17 protein-coding genes are annotated in these 14,730 nt (G+C 43.2%); 7 read left to right on the top strand and 10 right to left on the bottom strand.

The window, feature by feature from the left end:
* Window positions 1–287: 287 nt before the first annotated feature.
* Window positions 288–746, top strand: coding sequence for a DTW domain-containing protein (locus DFP81_RS11835; RefSeq protein WP_115897999.1), 459 nt, complete (start codon window positions 288–290; stop codon window positions 744–746).
* Here DFP81_RS11835 and DFP81_RS11830 read toward each other — a convergent pair.
* The 4 genes from DFP81_RS11830 to DFP81_RS11815 all read right to left on the bottom strand — a co-directional run bounded on the left by DFP81_RS11830 (window position 736) and on the right by DFP81_RS11815 (window position 4,123).
* Window positions 736–1,443, bottom strand: coding sequence for a fumarylacetoacetate hydrolase family protein (locus DFP81_RS11830; RefSeq protein WP_115897998.1), 708 nt, complete (start codon window positions 1,441–1,443; stop codon window positions 736–738). The two genes, DFP81_RS11835 and DFP81_RS11830, sit on opposite strands and share 11 nt — an antisense overlap.
* 344 nt (window positions 1,444–1,787) lie before the next feature.
* Entirely contained in the window at window positions 1,788–2,768 is a 981-nt protein-coding gene (locus tag DFP81_RS11825) for a porin (protein ID WP_115897997.1), read from the bottom strand.
* A gap of 417 nt (window positions 2,769–3,185) precedes the next feature.
* Window positions 3,186–3,737 carry a DUF2058 domain-containing protein gene (locus DFP81_RS11820; RefSeq protein ID WP_115897996.1) on the bottom strand — a complete coding sequence of 184 codons (552 nt, stop codon included), beginning with the start codon at window positions 3,735–3,737 and terminating at the stop codon, window positions 3,186–3,188.
* A gap of 176 nt (window positions 3,738–3,913) precedes the next feature.
* Window positions 3,914–4,123 (bottom strand): cold-shock protein, encoded by a 210-nt coding sequence (locus tag DFP81_RS11815; protein WP_024024079.1) that lies wholly within the window; start codon window positions 4,121–4,123, stop codon window positions 3,914–3,916.
* A 352-nt stretch (window positions 4,124–4,475) separates the two neighbouring features.
* Between DFP81_RS11815 and DFP81_RS11810 the strand changes: the two genes are divergently transcribed.
* Together DFP81_RS11810 and DFP81_RS11805 are read left to right on the top strand one after the other, a co-directional pair.
* The gene (locus DFP81_RS11810) at window positions 4,476–5,471 is read left to right on the top strand and encodes a 2-hydroxyacid dehydrogenase (RefSeq protein ID WP_115898035.1); all 996 of its coding nucleotides are present in this window, start codon (window positions 4,476–4,478) and stop codon (window positions 5,469–5,471) included.
* Between the two features lie 41 nt (window positions 5,472–5,512).
* Entirely contained in the window at window positions 5,513–6,391 is an 879-nt protein-coding gene (locus DFP81_RS11805) for a LysR substrate-binding domain-containing protein (RefSeq protein WP_115897995.1), read from the top strand.
* A gap of 49 nt (window positions 6,392–6,440) precedes the next feature.
* Here the strand turns inward: DFP81_RS11805 and DFP81_RS11800 are convergent, their stop codons facing one another.
* Window positions 6,441–6,833: a GFA family protein gene (locus tag DFP81_RS11800; RefSeq protein ID WP_181903086.1), complete on the bottom strand. Its 393-nt coding sequence runs from the start codon at window positions 6,831–6,833 to the stop codon at window positions 6,441–6,443.
* Window positions 6,834–7,098: 265 nt separating this feature from the next.
* Here DFP81_RS11800 and DFP81_RS11795 point away from each other — a divergent pair, with 265 nt between their 5' ends.
* Window positions 7,099–8,046, top strand: a complete 948-nt coding sequence (locus DFP81_RS11795) for a LysR family transcriptional regulator (protein ID WP_115897993.1) — start codon at window positions 7,099–7,101, stop codon at window positions 8,044–8,046.
* A gap of 13 nt (window positions 8,047–8,059) precedes the next feature.
* The gene (gene gloA2 / locus DFP81_RS11790) at window positions 8,060–8,452 is read left to right on the top strand and encodes an SMU1112c/YaeR family gloxylase I-like metalloprotein (RefSeq protein ID WP_115897992.1); all 393 of its coding nucleotides are present in this window, start codon (window positions 8,060–8,062) and stop codon (window positions 8,450–8,452) included.
* 80 nt (window positions 8,453–8,532) lie between these two features.
* Here gloA2 and grxD read toward each other — a convergent pair whose 3' ends face one another.
* Complete coding sequence (gene grxD, locus DFP81_RS11785; protein ID WP_115897991.1) at window positions 8,533–8,862, bottom strand: Grx4 family monothiol glutaredoxin; 330 nt, start codon at window positions 8,860–8,862, stop codon at window positions 8,533–8,535.
* A 219-nt stretch (window positions 8,863–9,081) separates the two neighbouring features.
* On the opposite strand from grxD, the gene argF reads away from it, so the two are divergent.
* A complete protein-coding gene (gene argF, locus DFP81_RS11780; protein ID WP_115897990.1) occupies window positions 9,082–9,990 on the top strand; it encodes an ornithine carbamoyltransferase in 909 nt (302 codons plus the stop codon).
* Between the two features lie 89 nt (window positions 9,991–10,079).
* A complete protein-coding gene (locus DFP81_RS11775; RefSeq protein WP_115898034.1) occupies window positions 10,080–11,006 on the top strand; it encodes a LysR family transcriptional regulator in 927 nt (308 codons plus the stop codon).
* A 26-nt stretch (window positions 11,007–11,032) separates the two neighbouring features.
* Here the strand turns inward: DFP81_RS11775 and DFP81_RS11770 are convergent, their stop codons facing one another.
* The 4 genes from DFP81_RS11770 to rluB are packed head-to-tail and all read right to left on the bottom strand — an operon-like array spanning window position 11,033 to window position 14,708.
* Window positions 11,033–12,541, bottom strand: a complete 1,509-nt coding sequence (locus tag DFP81_RS11770) for an ATP-binding protein (protein ID WP_115897989.1) — start codon at window positions 12,539–12,541, stop codon at window positions 11,033–11,035.
* A 7-nt stretch (window positions 12,542–12,548) separates the two neighbouring features.
* The gene (locus DFP81_RS11765) at window positions 12,549–13,271 is read right to left on the bottom strand and encodes a response regulator (protein WP_115897988.1); all 723 of its coding nucleotides are present in this window, start codon (window positions 13,269–13,271) and stop codon (window positions 12,549–12,551) included.
* A gap of 58 nt (window positions 13,272–13,329) precedes the next feature.
* On the bottom strand, window positions 13,330–13,785 hold the full coding sequence (locus DFP81_RS11760) for a DUF1499 domain-containing protein (protein WP_115897987.1): 456 nt from the start codon (window positions 13,783–13,785) through the stop codon (window positions 13,330–13,332).
* A 29-nt stretch (window positions 13,786–13,814) separates the two neighbouring features.
* Window positions 13,815–14,708, bottom strand: a complete 894-nt coding sequence (gene rluB, locus DFP81_RS11755) for a 23S rRNA pseudouridine(2605) synthase RluB (RefSeq protein WP_115897986.1) — start codon at window positions 14,706–14,708, stop codon at window positions 13,815–13,817.
* Window positions 14,709–14,730 lie beyond the last annotated feature (22 nt).

Below are 14,730 nucleotides of genomic sequence, written 5' to 3'. Positions count from 1 at the left end.
AAAGCAATCGTTTAAAACACCAAAAGATCAAACTCTTTTAGCTGTCCTCTGAAGTACTCAATATATTTCCATATATATAGATTGAAAAACATACTGACCATTCGATAATATGTCTTAAGAATACAAATGTGAAGCCTATCTAGGAAAAGTTTGTTAAAAAACGTAAAAAAATGAAGATTTAAAAAAAACACTAATAAAACAATTATTTTAAAGACTATCTTTTATAACCTTAAGATATTAAATTCTCTTTCCAAGTTTCATCATCAAGAAATATAAGTTTAACTAATATGAAGATATGGCTGTTAACTCACAGTGAAGAGCTAAAAAAAGAAAGCGGTACCGGAAAGTTAGTAAAATCCGCGTTAGCGGACCAATGTCATGTTATCGTTTGGGCCAGAAAAGAACCAGACCCTCAGATACTCGCACTCGACCCTCTAAACACCGCCATTGTGTATTTAAAAACCCCTACCTCGCCAAGGCTAGAAAAAGATCAAGTTTGCGACATACAAAACATCATAATACTGGATGGAACCTGGCAGCAGGCCAGAAAAATGTATAACCAATCCCCTTACCTAGCGCGCTTTCCGCACTATGAAATCCAAGGAGAAAACTCTGTTTACACTAAACGCAGAAACCAAAAAGAATCCGGGCTTTGCACTGCCGAAGTGGCCATTCACCTACTAAAAGAAGCGAACGACCCGCAAGCTGCCGCCCTACAACAGAGCTTTCTGACCTTTAATCAGTAACCGAAACAGCGAGCTCACCTAGCGCCGGAATACTCACCAGCATCTTGTCACCCACTACCACAGGCCCAACATTCTCAGGAGTACCCGTCATAATAAGATCCCCAGGGCGCAGCTCAAACACTTCAGACAGCTTAACGATCACCTCTTCGATTGACCAGGTTAGATTTGCAATATTACTGCTTTGCTTTACCTCCCCATTGACTAAAAGAGAAATGTCGCTGGAAGCAATATTATTAGCTAAATCAGTCGAGTAGAGCTCTATCGGGCCTATTGGCGCTGACTGGCCAAAGGATTTCCCCACCTCCCAAGGACGACCTTTTTTCTTTGCTTGTCCCTGTAAGTCTCGACGTGTCATATCTAAGCCAACCGCATAGCCAAGCACAGACGCTTTCGCTTGCTCAAGTGACAAATAAGCACCGCCTTTACCTATCGCCACTACTAGCTCAGCCTCATATTCAAACTGACTGGTCGACATAGGATAACGGATGCTATTTGCCGCTTCATAGGAGACAGGAACGACACACGACGCATCTTTACAAAAGAAGAAAGGAGGATCTCGATCAGGATCATCGCCCATTTCACGTGAATGGGCAGCGTAATTACGCCCCACGCAATACACCCGACCAACAGGGAAAAACTCATCACTATCATTGATTGGCAAGGATACAGATGGCTGCTTTTCGACAATATACTTCATTTCATTCCTCATACTGTTAACGAGTAAATACCTTTATGAGAATATGAATAGCAAGCAGATTAGTAAAGCACATTATCAGTAATGACAGGTGTTTTGAAAAATAGTCAGTATTAAAACAAGAAAGGCAATAAATAAAAGTAAAGGCTGGCTAGCCCAGAAGAAATTAAAGCGAAGTAAAGACACTCAAGAAAAAAAACATTCCATAAAAAATAAAAGCATAAAAAATAAAAGCACAAGTAAAGACTAATGCCTTTATGAAATCATCTATCGCTTAGCGACAAATAAGGCTCCCTAAGGAGCCTTATTAATAAGATATCACATCACCTAACTAGGTAGAATAGATCTTAGAAGATGTAAGTTACACCAACAACTTGTGCGCTGTAATCTTCGTCACTAGTTGGTTCACCATCATCAGGAGCACCATCGCGACCGAAAGTACCTACTTCTGCGTAAACGTACATACTAGAGTTGATGCTGTAAGTAACACCCACTGCATATTGGTTATAATCATTTAGATCAGAGTCGTCCATATCTACATTTGTGTATGAACCGTATACATCACCCATTCCATAGCCGTAACGAGCCGCTAGACCAATGTAATCAGCATAATCTTCTGTTGTCTCGTATTTTGCAGTGATAGACAAGTTATCCATAGGTGTCACTGTTACTGCAAGACCTGTGCTTGCATCTGCATCTGATGCAACAGTATTTTCACGAGAATCGTAACCCAAAGCAACAGACACTAGATCGTTGGAGTATTTCAATACAGCCATTGGCGCATTACCGCTATACGATCCATCATTGTCCTCACCATCAATTGCACTGCCTTTAGTCTGAACAGCTAGTTGCACTTCAAAACCACTCATGGAAGGTGAGAAGTAAGTGATAGTATCACCTTGAGAAGAGCCTTTAGCACTATCAATACCAAAATACTCAAACTGATCTACCGCATCTTGGATGGCGTTGTTATAGATAGTATCGTGGGTACCAACAGTTACTGAACCAAAATTACCTTTCAAACCAACGAAAGCCTGATCAAGTTTTGATCCGCTATACTCATTATCACGATCTGCCTGATTATCAGCTTTAAATTCTAGTTCGTATTTGAAAAAAGCAGTTAGGTCATCAGTAACTTTTGAGTCACCTTTAACACCAACAGTAGAGCCGTTATCTACAAATTCAGAACCTGCACCATTCGCTTCAGAGTTAGCATAGGCGTATTGAATGTTACCGTAGAAGTCTAAAGACGTGTCTTCTGCAGCATAAGCAGAGACAGAGGCAAGAGCAGCGCTAGATACTGCAAGAGCGACAATTGATTTTTTCATTCTCGTTTCCCTTATAGATGATGTATTGCGTTCTTTTTATGAGCGCTTGATATGTGCAAGCAACAATCAAACAATCTAAACATTCTCACGAAATAGGCAACAAGAAGGCAATCACTTGCATAATTTATCCCTACTTCATGAACATTATATGCACATTAAACAAAAAAACAAAACTTTTTTCTTGATTTAATACGACTGACATAAAAATCGGCTATTAATCGTTATTTTTTGCACAATAATAGGGAGTCGTCTTAGTCAACCGACTCAAAATTAGCAAATAATAAGAAAGTAGTATGACCAAGCTCGCCTTGTGTAGAACAAAGGCAGGTAAAGAAAAAAGGCCATGAAAAACATTATCTAAATGATAGACGCCACGGTATTTTGTCACCAACAGCGCCTAGCGGGGGGAACTACTGCTTACCACATAAGGTCATCAGGGATCTGGAAGTCCGCGTAAGGATCGTCTTCATCCTCCACTCTTTCCGTTCGACTATTGCAGACTAAAATAAAACTCTCGTCCCTTTCAATAATCTTTAGCGCAACCGGCTCAGGTATCAGCTCGTAAGCCATTTCTAGTTTAGCGATCGCCAAACGACCTTTGGTTAAGTCTTCATGCATGTCTGAACTCACATAAAGCTGCTTAACTTTTTTCTCGTCGGTAAAATGGTAAGCGATATCGCCATCTTGTTTGCGCACTCGATTCTGAATAATCATCTGACGAATCTGACCTTGCACTGCTTTCAACTCAAGCTCTTTTTGTTTCTCTAAGTTGAGCTGACGATCTTTTGCCGCTTTTTCTTCCCGCTGCGCTTTCAGCTCAGCTTGACGGGCGGCGTCATCTTCTGCAACCGCTTTGCCCTTTTTTACTTTTTGCTTATGCTGAAGCTTTTCTGCCTTCAGCTTTTTAACTTTCTTTTTATCTACAAGGCCAGCTCCTAGAAGCTGCTCTTGCAATGATTTGGCTGCCATCCTGATCATCCTCCGTTTTTTCTTACTCACTCTGCTGGGCGCCTGGTGAAACACGAGCGACACATTACTACTCAACAGACGCGTTATGATTTCTCACTTTGTATAAAAACAAAAAAAGCGACTTAAAAGTCGCTTTTTAGCATTCGCACTGCTGAGATAGTCTCAGCAACGTTTCCTTATAAAGGAGTAACGTTTTGAGCTTCAGGGCCTTTTTTGCCTTGAGCTACTTGGAATTCAACTTTTTGGCCTTCAGCCAAAGTTTTGAAACCAGAAGTGTTGATTGCAGAGAAGTGAACAAAAACATCAGGACCTGAATCCTGAGTGATGAAACCGAAACCTTTAGTTTCGTTGAAGAACTTTACTGTACCAGTTACTACGTCAGACATGTCTGTTTTTCCTGTAGGTAAGTTAATTTACACGCAGATGTCATCATCATGCGTTGTTGTGCTAAAAAAACTCGGTATTACTTATGACTTAACAGGACCGAACATACTTGACGTAGTATTCGCAACTCTGGACATAAATATTGCCAACTCTTTTAAACGAAATTGATTGTAGACTGCTTCTTAGCATCGGGTCAATCAAGTTTTCATAAAAATTCATCAATAAAGACAGGAAGAAAATTTATATTGAGTCAAATCAACACTCTATACAAAAAGCTCTAGCAAAATAGTTTTTTTATCTAGGCTCATAGTATTCTTTTTAACCTGGTCAAATACTCTTTTGGAGCAGAATATGATGAAAGTGGCTGTGTTCTCATGCAAACCCTACGATCAAAGAACCCTTTCTGAGGCGGCAGTTCACACCCCGTCACTTGCCTTAACTTATTTTGAAAGCCGTCTTAGCCCTGAAACCATGAGTCTTGCAAATGGTTTTGATGCGATAGCCTGCTTTGTCAATGACAATATAGACAGGCACGTCATAGAGTATCTTGCACGCCATGGTGTCAGAGCGATTGCATTACGCTGTGCTGGATTCAATAACGTTGACCTATATGCAGCAAAAGCGGCCAACATTAAGGTTTATCATGTACCGGATTACAGCCCCACATCCGTTGCTGAACATGCCGTTGCCCTCATTATGACACTTAATAGAAAGACTCATCGCGCCTATCACAGAGTGAAAGAGGGAAATTTCGCTCTGGAAGGGCTATTAGGCTTTAACTTACAAAGCCGCACCATTGGCTGTATTGGCACCGGCCGCATAGGCCAAGCCTTTTGTTCGATCATGAGAGGCTTTGGCTGTCGTGTCCTTTGCTATGACATCGCCCCGAATGACGCGCTTATTAGCCAAGGATGCGAATACACCGACCTTGAAACCTTATACGCTGAAAGCGACATTATTAGCTTACACTGCCCACTTAACGCTTCTACCCATCATCTTATAAATAGCCAGAGCCTAGCTAAAATGAAAGATGGTGTGATGATTATCAATACCAGCCGTGGCGCATTAGTCAACGCGCAACAGGCGATCGACGCCTTATATAGTGGCAAGATCGGTTATTTGGGGTTGGACGTTTATGAGCAAGAAAACGCTATTTTTTTCGAGGACATGTCTTCCAACATCATCCACGACAGTGTTTTTCAACTCATGCTTACTTTCCCTAATGTCGTCGTCACGGGGCATCAAGGTTACTTTACTCAAGAAGCGCTGGATCACATTGCGGCGACCACTTTAGAAAATTTAACCCATTTTGAGGAAGATAAGCCAAGTCCACGACTATTAAATCCTTAAATGGCTACTCATTGAATTCCAAATGCGGATACAATAAGTGCATGAGAATCACCTTAAGACAATTACAAATATTTGAAGCCGTAGTGCACACAGGCTCGGTCACTGCGGCAGCGGATATGGTGGCCATTAGCCAGCCCGCTGCCAGTCAGGCATTGCGAGAACTAGAAGCTTTGTTAGGCCAACCACTGTTTCGCCGGCACGGCAAACGCTTGCAAATCACTCCACAAGCTCGACATTTATTGCCTCAAGCGCGTGCTGTGCTCAGCCAGATCGAGCAAATTGAAAGCATGGGCAGTGATGATGAGCTAAGTGGATCACTGCACATTGCCGCCAGCGTCAGTGTGGGAAACTATTTGCTGCCGGAGCAGATGTCGATCTTTAAACAAAAGCACCCCAATATCCGCTTTAATCTTGATATTGGAAATACCCAACACGTTATTCAGCAGCTGCTAACAGGGAAAGCAGAAGTGGGTTTCATTGAGGGTTATTGCCAACATGCTGAGTTAATGACGAAAGTATGGTTGAAAGACGAGCTGGTTGTCTTTGGCTCTACTCAAGAAAATCGAGCTGAGAGTTTATCTTGGGATGATCTACAAAATGCGGACTGGGTAATGCGTGAAGTCGGGTCTGGCACCAGAAACATACTTGAGCAGGCGATGGGGAAAAACATCACTCAACTCAATGTGGTACTTTCCTTGGCCCATATGGAAGCCGTTAAACAAGCTGTGATTCATAAAATGGGGCTTGGCTGCTTATCACGCATGGCCCTCTCTCAAGAGTTGAGTTCAGGATTAATCAGGCTCTATGAAACGCCCCTTGAACTGACTCGTAACCTATTAATTGTGACACCTAAAAACACCACTCTCACCAAAAATGCCCAAGGCTTTTTTGATCAGTGTTATGCCCTGCCCTCACTATAATAGACAACACCATAAGCACAGCGGCGCCCAGCTTGCTGTACGGTTACGTTTATTTTAGTTCTGGGTATTGCGTCAAATCATCTTCTATTGCATACCAAGCAGGCTTACTGTCGACAAACAGATGATGATCGGGAGCCAAATTGGGCTCTTCATCCAACACCCCTAACGAAATCTCAATATGGTTAGGGAAGTCCTTATTATAGTAATAAATTGGACTACCACAGTCCTTACAAAACCCTCTTCGCACACGCTCAGAAGAAGCAAATCGACGTACTCTTTTTTTTGTCGAGATCCACTCAATATCTTCTTTTAAACAAGTGCCGTAAGCCGCACCGGTACCTGCATGTGTTTTTCGACACTGGGTACAATGGCAAATACTCGCACTTATAAAAGGGGATGTAATTCTGAACTCAACAGAACCACATAAGCAGGAAGCCTTCATTGTTACCTCATTAAGAACCATACAGGCGGGCCAGAAACCAGAATAGGGAAAGAGAAAAAAGCACAATGGCCAAATAGCCAACGAACACACAACCCCATCAAGGGGCCGTATTATGCCAGAAGCCAACAAAGCGACCAAGAGACACAGACTTTTTCTTCTCCATAAAGAAAGTTCACCGAAATAGCCTTCCTCTGGTTGTACTTTATAGCGAGGTCAATACAATCAATTCACTAAAGCGATCAAACAGCTGGTTAGCATAAAAAAGATGAATATAAACAAAATCGATCTGAATCTACTTATTTACTTGGATGTCTTGCTACGAGAATGCAATGTTACCCGTTCAGCAAGTAAATTAAACATCACTCAGCCTGCGATGAGTAATGGATTGAAAAGGCTCAGAGACTTACTCAACGACCCATTACTGGTTCGCACTAGTGAAGGAATGAAGCCTACTGAGAAGGCATTGCGGCTACAGCCAGTGGTCAGAAAAGTATTATTGGAGCTAGAAGAAGCGCTGCAACCAGAAGCCGACTTTAACGAACGCACCAGCACTCGAGTTTTTCGCATTATGGCCAGTGACTACGCGGCCTCAACAGTGATACCTCGACTATTAAACAGACTGCGAGAAAAGGCCCCTGGCATTACCCTCGATATAATGACCCCCAGCGATGTCACTTTTCATGATGTTGAGGCAGGTAAAATTGATATGGCAATCAACCGCTTCGAAGAGTTGCCTCAGTCATTTCACCAAAAAAGCATATGGCTCGATGATTTTGTCTGCATGATGAGTTCTGCCAACCCTCTTAAGAGCCATTTCAATCTAGAAAGCTACTTACAATCACAACATATTTGGGTGAGTAAGACAGGCTTTGGCGTGGGAGTCGGCATGGACCCGAACGATGTACAAAAACTGGGTTGGGTAGATGAAGCGCTGCAAAGCATCAATAAAACACGCAGCATTCGTGTGTTTACTCGAAGCTACCATACTGCAATGCACCTCGCCCTTGAGCAAGACCTTATTGCCACCTTGCCTAGAAAAGTCGCGATGATTAATCGGAACAATCCAGACCTAGCCATCATGGAGCCTCCCTTTAAAATACCCAAAATCGAACTGAAAATGATCTGGAGCTCATTGCTCCATCATGATGCCAGCCATATTTGGTTTCGCCGACAAGTCATTGAACTGGCCAATGAACTAAAGAAGAAAATCTAGTAAGGAGCCCACTATGTTTCAGGTTTCGCACCTTCATCATGTAGCCATTATTTGCTCTGACTACTCAACCTCAAAACATTTTTATCATAAGATATTGGGCTTTGAGATTATTCGTGAAACCTATCGAGAAGAGCGCCACTCTTTTAAACTGGATTTAAAAGTCAGCGATCATGAACAGATTGAGCTTTTCTCTTTTCCAACACCACCTGCACGCCCTTCACATCCAGAAGCTCAAGGGCTGAGGCATTTAGCATTTGCAGTGACAGATTTAGAAGCCTGCATTAAGCATCTTAAAGCGCACCAGATTGCCGTTGAAGAGATTCGTGTCGACCAGCTTACCGGTAAAAGATTTACCTTCTTTGCCGATCCAGATGAATTACCGCTAGAGCTTTACGAAATCGTCTAAACGGGCGCCCATCACACCGATAAAAAAAGCACACATTGGAAATCAATGTGTGCTTTTTAACAGGCGATTAACGCTACTTTTTACTCTTCAGTGGAACCTACCGCTTCTTTGATCAAAGTTTGCAGCTCACCGCTGGTAGCCATTTCTACAATAATGTCGCAACCACCTACCAACTCGCCTTTCACCCAAAGTTGTGGAAAGGTTGGCCAATTAGCAAACTTAGGTAATTCAGCACGGATGTCTGGATTTTCCAAGATATTAACGAAAGCGAAACGTTCGCCACATCCCATCAATGCTTGCACTGCTTGTGATGAAAAACCACATTGCGGCGCACGAGGATTACCCTTCATATAAAGAAGGATGTCGTTATTTTCTATCTGTTCTTTAATCGTATCGATTGTATTGCTCATTATAAAACCTCATTCACCTTGTCTGTTCGCAATGCCATCAAACCTAGCATCACGCTAAATTCATCAACTTGACCAAGTTTATTGGGACTTACCTAGTGTTTACAACCCCAAAAGAAAGGTTTCCTTTGTTCTTTCTAAAGCCAATTGCCCTTTACTCACTTAGCTGAGTGTATTAAATTGGGCGATTCCCCTTTTAAAAAGACAATTAAGGAGTTTAGCGTGTCGCCAAGGCATTTTCTTACTCTCAAAGACCTTTCGTCCGCAGAGTTAAAACAGCTACTATCTCGAGCTTCAGAGCTTAAGAAAATTCATCGTGAAGGCGCACTCTACGAACCGCTTAAAAATCGTGTCCTAGGGATGATTTTTGAAAAGTCTTCCACTCGCACACGCGTTTCATTCGAATCCGGTATGGCCCAATTTGGTGGACATGCTTTATTCCTATCATCTCGAGACACACAGCTAGGTCGTGGTGAACCGGTAGAAGACAGTGCTCGCGTGATCTCTAGCATGGTGGATGCAGTGATGATCCGAACCTTCGAACACAGCTTGGTTGAAACCTTTGCTAAATACTCCTCTGTGCCTGTCATCAATGCCCTAACAGACGATTATCACCCATGCCAGTTGCTTGCGGATATGCAAACTTACCAAGAACACCGCGGCTCAATCGAAGGCAAAAAAGTGGTTTGGGTTGGCGACGGCAACAACATGTGTAACTCCTACATAAATGCCGCCGCATTGTTGGACTTCCAACTCGTCATCGCCTGTCCAAAAGGTTATGAACCAAACCCTGAATTGGTCGCTGAACATAAAGATCGCGTCACGGTATTACACAATGCAAAAGACGCCGCAAAAGACGCGGATTTGATCGCCACAGACGTGTTTGCCTCTATGGGTCAAGAAGATGAGCAAGAACAGAGACTAAAAGACTTTGACGGCTTTCAAGTCAATACAGAGTTAATGTCATTGGCACACCAAGATGCCTTGTTTATGCATTGCCTCCCTGCTCACCGTGGTGAAGAAGTCTCAGCTGAAGTACTAGACCACCCAGACTCTGTTGTTTGGGATGAAGCAGAAAACCGCCTTCACGCACAAAAAGCCCTACTCGAATTTTTATTGTGTCATAAATAAAAATCTAATAGCCCATGATACCCTTTTTGGTACTCATGGGCTTTTTTCGCTTCCATTCACTGAATCAAACTCACTTACTGTACATTATTATGAGTATTATTGAAGTTAGGCATTTAAAAACGCTGACAGCGTTACGGGAAACGGGCAGCTTAGTCGAAGCCGCTGAACGGGTGCATTTGACCCAATCAGCACTGTCTCACCAGCTAAAGGACTTAGAAGAAAAACTCGATTGCGCATTGTTTATTCGCAAAACTAAACCCGTTCGTTTCACCAGTGCAGGACTTCGATTATTACAACTGGCCGATGACGTATTGCTGTCATTTCGTTCAGCGCAAAGAGACATACAACGCTTTGCTGAAGGCGAAAGCGGTCGCTTGCATATCGCCATCGAATGCCACAGCTGTTATGAGTGGTTAATGCCAACCATTGATCATTTTAGGGAGCACTGGCCGGATGTCGAATTAGACCTTTCCACCGCTTTTAGCTTTATGCCTTTGCCCGCTCTAGCTCGGGGAGATCTTGACCTGGTGGTGACCTCAGACCCTCAAGATTTACCAAATATAGAATACATTCCTTTGTTTCAATATGAGGCACAAGTCGCGCTATCAAGACACCACAGGCTCGCCAAAAAAGAGTATTTAACTCCTGAGGATTTCGAACAGGAAACCTTGATTACTTATCCAGTAGAGCCGGAGCGTTTAGACATTTTTAAACACTTTTTGAACCCCGCCGGTATCGCGCCCAGCAAAATCCGTCACAGCGAACTCACTTTGATGATGATGCAATTGGTCGCCAGTGGACGCGGCGTTTGCTGCATCCCGAATTGGGCACTGACGGAATATTCAAACCGTCAGTATGTACTGACAAAATCACTAGGAGAGGAAGGCGTTTGGTGTAAGCTCTACTTAGCTATCAGAAAAGACCAACGACAAAACGCCTATATGGAGGATTTAATTAATACCGCCTCTAAAACCTGCTTTAAAAACCTAAAGGGCATTTTATCGCCAGATTTATAGCAACCTGGCGAGGCTCGAATTTAGCATCAGGAGACACTTTTCTGATGCTGATTTCGAGACCAAATAAGACTGAATTTTGCCCCTCCGAGCTCACTCGCATCCACCAATACCGCGCCACCATGCCAAAAGGCAATTCGCTGAACAATCGCCAGACCTAAGCCATAACCACCAGAGGCACGGGTACGGCTATTATCTAAGCGTTGAAACGGAATAAACACTTTATCTCGGTCTTCAATCGCAATTCCTGGTCCATCATCCTCAATGTCTAATTGCCAGCGCTCATCGTCGGATGAAAAAACAATCGCGATTTTACTGTTCGCATACTTTGAAGCGTTCAAAATTAGGTTTTGTAAGGCTCGATGCAGATGATGCTCATCAGCCACCACTTCATCATTATCAGGGACATCTATGACCACCTCCAAATGTTTCAGCAAAGGCTCATTGTTTTCTAAAATAGACCCTAATAATTGCTTAACACTGGTTTCTTGGAAATTAAGTGCCAAGGAACCCTCTTCCAATTTACCGTATGTAAGAACCTCATCGACCAGGGTATTCAGCTCTTCAACATCCCCTTCCAATGCCGTCACGGTATCAAACATAGATTGATCCGCGTCGTCTTTTATTACTTCTAAACCGAAGCGAAGTCGAGCAATGGGCGTACGCAATTCATGGGAGATTGCATTGATCATTTCTCGCTGCACTTTTAGCAAGCGCTGAATATGCGACGACATAGAATCAAACGAATATGCCAGTTCCTTAAGGGTACCATTACTGTCCGGAATTTCTTTTGGCAGACCACTGCGTCCGCGTGCAATTTGTCGCGTCAAATTTTCGAAGTTCTTGCGCTTCAAATCCAAATAAAACAATTCCCGCCAAATTAAAGCCAGCATAGCAATAATGGCAATAGCGACAATCGCAACGACAGTAAAAGTCAGTGAAAGCGGACCAATATGATCAATAGAAATATAGTATTCATCGCTGTCTGCATGCCCAGTCCATAAAAAACCATGTTTATTATGGACACCATAGGTTAACGTCACACCCTCTACTGAACTGGTCATTTCAGAAGAGACGGGGTCAACACTTAAGCAAGATATAGATTGCAGTAGAGAAAGTTTATCGGCATAGGAAAGAGGAGAAAGCAGCAAGCCTTTTAACAAAGCCTCGAGATGAAAGCGCTTACTGTCTGCAGCAGCTACCCCAACAAAACTCGCACCAGCGTCAGTACCAAAAGCCAGTTGATAATCACCGTTTGATAAACGCTGCCATTTCTTTTGTGCTAATAATGCTTGAGTCTGAGCAAGGCCCTTTGGTCTATCCAGCACTTGCCAACGAAATTGGGATTCGGGCACGGCATTTTTTCCTGCCATCGACAGCAAAGCAACACTCAACTCAGCATCAACACACAGCACTTGCTCATGTTTCGCTTCGGCAACACGAAACATGGCAAATTCTATGGCGGCATAACACCCCACTAAAATAATCAGACAACCTATAATAAGGTGTCGATACAGCCGCCACATTTCTTTTTGCATGTGGTGGTTACACCTCTTTTACAAAGAGATAGCCTTTACTGCGTATTGTTTTAATACGACGCGGGTGAATAGGGTCATCACCAATTTTAGAGCGGATCCGAGAAATACGTACATCAACAGAACGGTCTTGGCCGTCGTATTCAATACCACGCAACTCACCAAAAATTTCTTCTCGACTGAGAATTCGACCGGCATTGCTAGCGAGCAACCAAAGCAAATCAAATTCAGCGCTGGTTAGCTCAATTTCATCACTGGCTAGCCATGCTTCGCGACGTGAATTATCAATGACCAAGGGACCAAACGTTAAGGTTTGCTCGGTTTTATTTTGACCGGCTGCTGACGGGTCAACATCCTGTGTGCTACGGCGCAATAATGACTGCACTCGAGCTAATAAAACACGCGGTTTAGCTGGCTTTGATACATAGTCATCTGCACCAATCTCCAAACCAAGAATCTGGTCTACATCATCACTGCGCGCCGTCAACATAAGGATAGGCCCCTTATAGTCATTGCGTACAGTACGGCAAATAGTGAAACCGTCTGCACCTGGCAACATGAGATCCAGAATAACAAGAGAAGGCTGCTCTTCGACAATACGGGTAATGGCAGCCCGACCATCTGATTCAATGTTCACTGAAAAGCCATTTTTGATTAAGTATTCTTGGGTAAGTGACGCTAAACGTTCGTCATCTTCCACAATTAAAATAGTTTGGCTCTCGTCCGTATTCATGGTTAACCCTCATCCTGATAAATATTTTTCTAATAAGTCGATTGCTGCACACTAAAAGTTAGTCTTTTAGATGATCTTTAAGCTTTTCAATACGCTGTCGATTCACATCTAAGTCTGAGTAACCAACTCGAGACGCAGACCTTACATGTACCACGCTATCCGCCTCTGGCAAGTAAAACTCAACATCATCGATATAGCCAAACCAAGCGCTTGCCACCTCGATATGAACATACCCTAATTGGCTGTTTACGATCTTGGCATTACCTTGATCAAGAAAATAGGACTCAATATCAAGCTGAGTGTCTTTGCGACTACCACGATAAATAAGCGGCGCAATGTAGTGTTCCGCATCCGCCTTATCGGCTTGACTAGAAACACAATTAGGAGTCGTTGGGCAGGGGTTAAATACGCCAGCTGTCACCCCCAAATCCTCTGGAGGCCGATTATTAATCTTGATATAGACAAAAAAACCTATGACTAAAACTACAACAAAAAGGCTTATCCAGCGAACCATGCTTTTACGACTCCTTACAACTGTTTTTACTACCTAAAGGTACGCTTACCCGGCTTTTTAGGTTTGAATTCAGGCTTATCCGTACTCTGCCAATCAAACCCTTTAGGGCGACGCGCACCGCCAGGCTGTTTGTTTTTCGAACGTTTTACGTCCAATTTTTGTTGCTGTGTTTTCTGTGCAATTGCCGATACTTTTAAATCTACCATGGTACACAATGAATTCACATCAGCGTCTTCCATTTCTACCCAACGACCGACTTTTGCCTTCGATGGCAAGAAGATAGGACCAAAGCGAACCCGTTTCAAACGGTTAACCTTCACCCCTTGAGATTCCCATAAACGACGCACTTCACGGTTACGGCCTTCCATCAAACAAACATAGAACCAACGGTTGATCCCTTCACCACCACCATCTACTATGTCGGTAAATTTTGCTTGTCCATCTTCTAAATTTACGCCTTTTTTCAAAGTCGCAATATTTTCTTCGGTCACTTCTCCCATCACCCGAACCAGATACTCACGATCGATTTCAGTGGATGGGTGCATCAAGCGGTTTGCTAGCTCACCATCTGTGGTAAACAATAAAAGGCCAGACGTGTTTATGTCTAAGCGTCCCACCGCGATCCAACGCTCACCGCGTAATTTTGGCAACTTATCAAACACGGTTGGTCGACCTTCAGGGTCTTTACGAGTACATACTTCACCTTCTGGTTTGTTGTAAATAATGACTCGACGGCCTTCGCCAGCTTCTGTCACTTTTACTGTGTAACCATCCAGTTCGATAGCATCACTGACACTCACTCGATCACCTAACGTCGCGACCTCACCATTCACCAAGACACGGCCTTCACGAATGCGGTTTTCCATTTCACGACGTGAGCCTTGACCGGCTCTCGCTAATACTTTCTGTAACTTTTCGTCCATTACGAACCTCTTAGAGGGAATG

Source organism: Marinomonas pollencensis (assembly GCF_003387375.1).
Taxonomy (GTDB): domain Bacteria; phylum Pseudomonadota; class Gammaproteobacteria; order Pseudomonadales; family Marinomonadaceae; genus Marinomonas; species Marinomonas pollencensis.
The sequence above is the reverse complement of the archived record's forward strand: the minus strand, read 5'-3'. Positions and strand labels throughout refer to the sequence as shown.

Bases quoted from the DNA above. Each gene is read 5' to 3' on its own strand.
- DFP81_RS11835 (WP_115897999.1), top strand. From the start codon at position 288: ATGAAGATATGGCTGTTAACTCACAGTGAAGAGCTAAAAAAAGAAAGC.
- DFP81_RS11830 (WP_115897998.1), bottom strand. From the start codon at position 1,443: ATGAAGTATATTGTCGAAAAGCAGCCATCTGTATCCTTGCCAATCAAT.
- DFP81_RS11825 (WP_115897997.1), bottom strand. From the start codon at position 2,768: ATGAAAAAATCAATTGTCGCTCTTGCAGTATCTAGCGCTGCTCTTGCC.
- DFP81_RS11820 (WP_115897996.1), bottom strand. From the start codon at position 3,737: ATGGCAGCCAAATCATTGCAAGAGCAGCTTCTAGGAGCTGGCCTTGTA.
- DFP81_RS11815 (WP_024024079.1), bottom strand. From the start codon at position 4,123: ATGTCTGACGTAGTAACTGGTACAGTAAAGTTCTTCAACGAAACTAAA.
- DFP81_RS11810 (WP_115898035.1), top strand. From the start codon at position 4,476: ATGAAAGTGGCTGTGTTCTCATGCAAACCCTACGATCAAAGAACCCTT.
- DFP81_RS11805 (WP_115897995.1), top strand. From the start codon at position 5,513: ATGAGAATCACCTTAAGACAATTACAAATATTTGAAGCCGTAGTGCAC.
- DFP81_RS11800 (WP_181903086.1), bottom strand. From the start codon at position 6,833: ATGAAGGCTTCCTGCTTATGTGGTTCTGTTGAGTTCAGAATTACATCC.
- DFP81_RS11795 (WP_115897993.1), top strand. From the start codon at position 7,099: ATGAATATAAACAAAATCGATCTGAATCTACTTATTTACTTGGATGTC.
- gloA2 (WP_115897992.1), top strand. From the start codon at position 8,060: ATGTTTCAGGTTTCGCACCTTCATCATGTAGCCATTATTTGCTCTGAC.
- grxD (WP_115897991.1), bottom strand. From the start codon at position 8,862: ATGAGCAATACAATCGATACGATTAAAGAACAGATAGAAAATAACGAC.
- DFP81_RS11775 (WP_115898034.1), top strand. From the start codon at position 10,080: ATGAGTATTATTGAAGTTAGGCATTTAAAAACGCTGACAGCGTTACGG.
- DFP81_RS11770 (WP_115897989.1), bottom strand. From the start codon at position 12,541: ATGCAAAAAGAAATGTGGCGGCTGTATCGACACCTTATTATAGGTTGT.
- DFP81_RS11765 (WP_115897988.1), bottom strand. From the start codon at position 13,271: ATGAATACGGACGAGAGCCAAACTATTTTAATTGTGGAAGATGACGAA.
- DFP81_RS11760 (WP_115897987.1), bottom strand. From the start codon at position 13,785: ATGGTTCGCTGGATAAGCCTTTTTGTTGTAGTTTTAGTCATAGGTTTT.
- rluB (WP_115897986.1), bottom strand. From the start codon at position 14,708: ATGGACGAAAAGTTACAGAAAGTATTAGCGAGAGCCGGTCAAGGCTCA.